The sequence below is a fragment of the Sphingomonas sp. Leaf10 genome, from assembly GCF_001421245.1.
Classification (GTDB): Bacteria; Pseudomonadota; Alphaproteobacteria; order Sphingomonadales; family Sphingomonadaceae; genus Sphingomonas.
The window spans coordinates 326,358-330,712 of the sequence record NZ_LMKE01000006.1 but is presented as its reverse complement, the minus strand read 5'-3'; the positions used below and the strand labels follow the sequence as shown (position 1 = coordinate 330,712).

The window sequence follows — 4,355 nt, the reverse complement described above, 5'->3', positions numbered from 1 at the left end:
CATCGTCTCGGCATGCGCTGCCCGCCCCAGCACCGCGCGCGCTTCCTCCAGAAAGCCGCGGCCTGCCTCGGTAAGCTGGATGCCACGCCCGACGCGGTGGAACAGCGGAACGCCGTAGCGCGCTTCGAGGGCCGCAACCGCCCCGGAGGCAGCAGACTGCGTGACGTTCAGCGCCTCCGCTGCCTTGGTGACGTGTTCGCGCTCCGCGACACCGACGAATATTCTGAGCTGCTCCAAAGTCATGCAGCATATATCGCGTACTTAGATCGATACGACCAACCGTTTGATATGGTCATTCCAATCTGGATATCGGAATGGTCGGCAGCCTTTCGTCTGCGATGGTCTCGAAGACTTGAAGCGTTACGCGTGCCCGCGACGTTTGATCGTCCATGACCGATATGATCGAGCGCAGTTCTGATCCCTACAATGCCGAGCCGACGCCCGGTGCGTTGATCGAGCGGTTCCTGACGCCGCAGGCGCTGTTCTACGTGCGCAGCCACGGGCCAGTGCCGGATCTGCCCGCCAATCATCGGATCGAGGTGAGCGGGAGGGGCATGGCGAGCCGCTTCTTCTCGGTGCAGGAACTGAAGAGCACGTTTGCCACGCGCACGGTAACGGCGGTTCTCCAGTGCGCCGGCAACCGGCGTACCGATCTCCAGCAGGTCGCCAACACCTCCGGCGATCCGTGGGACGTAGGCGCGATCGGCAATGCGGAGTGGACCGGCGTACGCTTGGCCGACGTGCTCGATGCGGTCGGCGCGCCGGATGCGTCCGAGCTGTTCGTGGCGTTCACCGGCGCGGACGAGGTGGACGTGGAGGGTGAAGAAGCCTTGTTCGGGGTATCGATCGCCATGAGCAAGGCGCGGGAGCCCGACGTACTCCTCGCCTGGGCGATGAATGGCGAGCCGCTGACGCCCGAACATGGCGCCCCGCTCCGCATGGTGGTGCCTGGCTATGCCGGGGTCCGCAGCGCCAAATGGCTGACACGGATCGAGGTGCGTGAAACGCCCTCCGAGGCACCGATCCAGGCGCACGACTACAAGCTCTTCCCCGCCGCTGTGACGAGCGACTCCGTCGACTGGAGCCAGGGTCTGACGATCAATGCCATGCCGCTCAACGCCGCGATCTGCTCGCCCGGTGCGGGCGAGAGTTTGGCCGCCGGAGAGGTGCGGATTGAGGGATATGCCATTGCCTATGACCGCCGTATTTCTCGGATCGAAGTGTCGGTGAACGGCGGTCGCGACTGGCAACAGGCGACCTTCGCCGATGATCCGGAGACGCGCTGGGGCTGGCGGCGCTGGATCCTTGACGCCACACTTGCCAAGGGACGCCAGCACCTTGTCGCCCGTGCCTTCGACGAGACCGGGCAGGGACAGCCCGAGCGGCCGGATACGATGTGGAACTTCGCCGGCTATCTGTGCACCGCCTGGCATCACGTTCACGTGCTGGTCGAATGATCGAAGCATCAGCGGCACCGGACGTCGCTTTCTGGATCGATGCGATTGGCCGGCTGGTGGTGGCGACCGCGGCCGGGATGGTGCTCGGCTGGGAACGCTCGCGTGAGAACCGGCAGATCATGGGCCTGCGGACGCTGGGTCTGGTCGGTCTGGCGAGTTGCATCGCCGTTCAGGCGATCGTGCATAGTGGCTTGCCGAACGTGAACGCCGATGCCGCAGGACGGGCGATGCAGGGCATTCTGTCCGGCGTCGGCTTCATCGGTGCCGGTGCGGTGCTGCGGGTCGGCCAGGGTCAGGAAGTGCATGGATTGGCGACCGCCGCGTGCATCTGGGTGACAGCCACGATCGGCGCGGCAGCAGGGTTGGCGGTGTGGCCGCTCATCATCGGCGGGGTGAGCCTTGCAATGCTCGTCCTGTTCGTCGGCGCGCCGCTGGAACGCCGCATCCGCGAGCGAGCCCGTCTGACGCCGGCCGAGACCGACAGGAAGGATGTCGAGCGCAAGCCGTGATCGCGCTGGACCGCCCGGTGCCCGTCGGCGCCGGGAGGCGGCAAGGCGCTATCAGGACACAAGCGCGGCATCTGCCTGACGCCGGACTTCATCGGCGATCGGATGCAGTTCGGCCGCGGGTCGCTCGCCCACCACACTATAGCCGATCCCGTCGACCGCCCATGTGACCCGGCCCATGGTCCCGCTGGACGTGCTGGTCATGCTCGCGGTCTTGTCGATCTGCATGGGCCTCGTCAGCACCGCAAGTTTCGACGCTTGCGGTCCGTCGTAGAGGAGCAGTGCCGCAGGGCCGTGGGGCGTCGCGACCAGTCGCCCCCCGCCATAGCGATAGCCGGCCGTGCTGAGGTCCGGGATCGTGACGCGCTCACCCAATCGAGCGGAGGTCCATCGGATCAGCATGGCGCGCTGGTCGGGGCCGATCTCCGCCGGTCGTATCCGGTCGGCGGCATAGACACGGAAATTATCACTCGCCTCGTTGGCCAGCGCCGCGATGCCCGCGCGGGGTTCGCCGCTCCACCGCGCGCTCGACCAGCCACCGCCAAACCCCAACGCCAGCAGAAGTGACGCGGCGATGGCGAGCTGCCAACGCGGTTGCCGTTGCCGTCCCCTGATCGCTGCCACGCGCATCGTCGCCGGGATCGGTTCATCCGCGACGGGGGCGAACAGGGATGCAAGGGCTCGCGCCTGCTCCGCCTGCTCTCGCACACGGGCATGCACGTCCGGCTGGCCTTCAAGATAGGCGTCGACCAGGCGCTGCCGCTCGGGCGACAGCCTGCCATCGATCCATGCGGCCAGATCGTCCTCGCCGATCGGGCTGGTCATTGCACGCTCCTCAATCGCGGCCGTTCACCCTCCCGGAGGAGGGTCGCCAGACGGTCGCGCCCCCGCGATATGCGCGACATTACCGTGCCCAGCGGCACGCCGACTACGGCAGCGACCTCCGCATAGGGCAGGCCCTCGACCGAGACCAGGAGCAGCACCGTTCGCTGTTCTTCAGGCAACGCATCAAGCGCGCGCAGCAGGTCGCGGTGGTGCAGGCCTGTGTCCTGATCGGCCGGGCGGCCGAGCGCGGCGTCGTCCACGAGGTGGAGCGGAACCGCCGTACCTCGCCGGCTATGCTGCCGCTGATGATCGACCAACAAATTGTGCAGGATCGCATAGACCCACGGGCGGACCTCCGCACCCCGTCGCTGTCGCCAGCGCCCGACCGCGCGCTCCAGGCAATCCTGCACCACGTCATCCGCCATCACCCGGTCGCGCAACCACGACCGGGCATAGCGGCGCAGCCCGGGGATCAGCGGTTCGATCGCGGCGGCAAGCGGGTCCATCTCAGTCGCGCTGCACCTGCACGATGCGCCCCGGCGCGCCGTTCACCACCTCCGCAACCGCCAGAAAGCGCCGGGGTGTCGCGGTGCTGCCCTGAACGATCTGGCGGATCGGACCCGATGCGTTGACGATCGCCGCACCTGCCGGGTTGCTCATGAAGTTCGCAAGCGGCTCTACAGCGCCGCTGCCGTCCGCATTGGCGGTCAGTACGAGCATGTAAGGCTTCTTGGGCTGCAAACCGGTAACGGCACTCTGCACGACCTGAATGATGCCCTGGTCGAAGAGGGTGATGCTGCTTGCCGTACCTTTGCCGCCAATCGGCCCCATGGTCAGATGCAGCGCCTTGCCCGCTGTGCCGAGCGGCTGGAGATTGTCGGTGCCGGGGCCTGTCGGAACTGCGTTCGACACATAGGCGATCGCCTGCGGTGCCTGTCCGACCGGCACGGTAGCGACGACCGTGTTGCCGGCGGTGTCGATCGCGGCCAGCTCATCGGAATTCTCTAGCCCGACATAAACGCGCCGGCCGTCGCCCGATGGCCAAACACCGTGCGGCATCTTGCCGACCGGAATTGTTGCCACCGGCGTGAAGTCGGACGTGCGGAACACCTTGACCACATTCTCTCCGCCGACCGTCACATACGCGAACTGCCCCTTGGCCGTGCGGGCGAAATTGACATGGTTCGTGATAGGCCCGGTATCCAGCACCTTCAGGATCGCGAAGGGTGGCCGAGCATCGAATGCGACCGTCTTGCCGATGTCCTTCAGCGTAAACCACACTTGCTTGCCGTCCGGCGTCGCGGCGATGTTGGGGCAGAAGGGGCTTGGCTGCGCCACCTGTCCGACCTGCGCGTGGGTCGCGACATCGAACACAGCCAATACCGGATTGAACGAAGAGCAGACATAGCCGTACCGGCCATCGGGAGAGAAGATCGTCATGCCCGGACCACCGGGCGTCTTGATGCGCCCCGTCTCCTTGTACGTCGTGGGGTCGAGCACGGCGATATAATCCTCGCCGCGGACCGTGACCCACACCTCCTTGCCGTCCGGCGTGAAGAACGCCTCG

The 4,355-nt window shown here is 66.4% G+C and carries 6 protein-coding genes; 2 read left to right on the top strand and 4 right to left on the bottom strand.

Features of this window, described 5'->3' with window-relative positions:
• Positions 1-243, bottom strand: a 243-nt coding sequence (locus ASE59_RS20615) for a LysR family transcriptional regulator (RefSeq protein ID WP_235515684.1), incomplete at its 3' end; no start/stop codon positions are given.
• A 146-nt stretch (positions 244-389) separates the two neighbouring features.
• Here ASE59_RS20615 and ASE59_RS19110 point away from each other — a divergent pair.
• A complete protein-coding gene (locus ASE59_RS19110; RefSeq protein WP_056454745.1) occupies positions 390-1,457 on the top strand; it encodes a molybdopterin-dependent oxidoreductase in 1,068 nt (355 codons plus the stop codon).
• Positions 1,454-1,966, top strand: a complete 513-nt coding sequence (locus ASE59_RS19105; RefSeq protein ID WP_007406274.1) for an MgtC/SapB family protein — start codon at positions 1,454-1,456, stop codon at positions 1,964-1,966. The genes ASE59_RS19110 and ASE59_RS19105 overlap by 4 nt, the downstream gene beginning before the upstream one ends.
• Positions 1,967-2,017: 51 nt before the next feature.
• Here ASE59_RS19105 and ASE59_RS19100 read toward each other — a convergent pair whose 3' ends face one another.
• The 3 genes from ASE59_RS19100 to ASE59_RS19090 all read right to left on the bottom strand — a co-directional run.
• Positions 2,018-2,788: an anti-sigma factor family protein gene (locus ASE59_RS19100; RefSeq protein ID WP_007406229.1), complete on the bottom strand. Its 771-nt coding sequence runs from the start codon at positions 2,786-2,788 to the stop codon at positions 2,018-2,020.
• A complete protein-coding gene (locus ASE59_RS19095; RefSeq protein ID WP_007406239.1) occupies positions 2,785-3,294 on the bottom strand; it encodes an RNA polymerase sigma factor in 510 nt (169 codons plus the stop codon). The genes ASE59_RS19100 and ASE59_RS19095 overlap by 4 nt, the downstream gene beginning before the upstream one ends.
• Before the next feature lies 1 nt (position 3,295).
• Positions 3,296-4,355: YncE family protein (locus ASE59_RS19090; protein ID WP_235515683.1), on the bottom strand; the 1,060-nt coding region annotated here is incomplete at its 5' end.

Bases quoted from the DNA above. Each gene is read 5' to 3' on its own strand.
- ASE59_RS19100 (WP_007406229.1), bottom strand. From the start codon at position 2,788: ATGACCAGCCCGATCGGCGAGGACGATCTGGCCGCATGGATCGATGGC.
- ASE59_RS19095 (WP_007406239.1), bottom strand. From the start codon at position 3,294: ATGGACCCGCTTGCCGCCGCGATCGAACCGCTGATCCCCGGGCTGCGC.
- ASE59_RS19105 (WP_007406274.1), top strand. From the start codon at position 1,454: ATGATCGAAGCATCAGCGGCACCGGACGTCGCTTTCTGGATCGATGCG.
- ASE59_RS19110 (WP_056454745.1), top strand. From the start codon at position 390: ATGACCGATATGATCGAGCGCAGTTCTGATCCCTACAATGCCGAGCCG.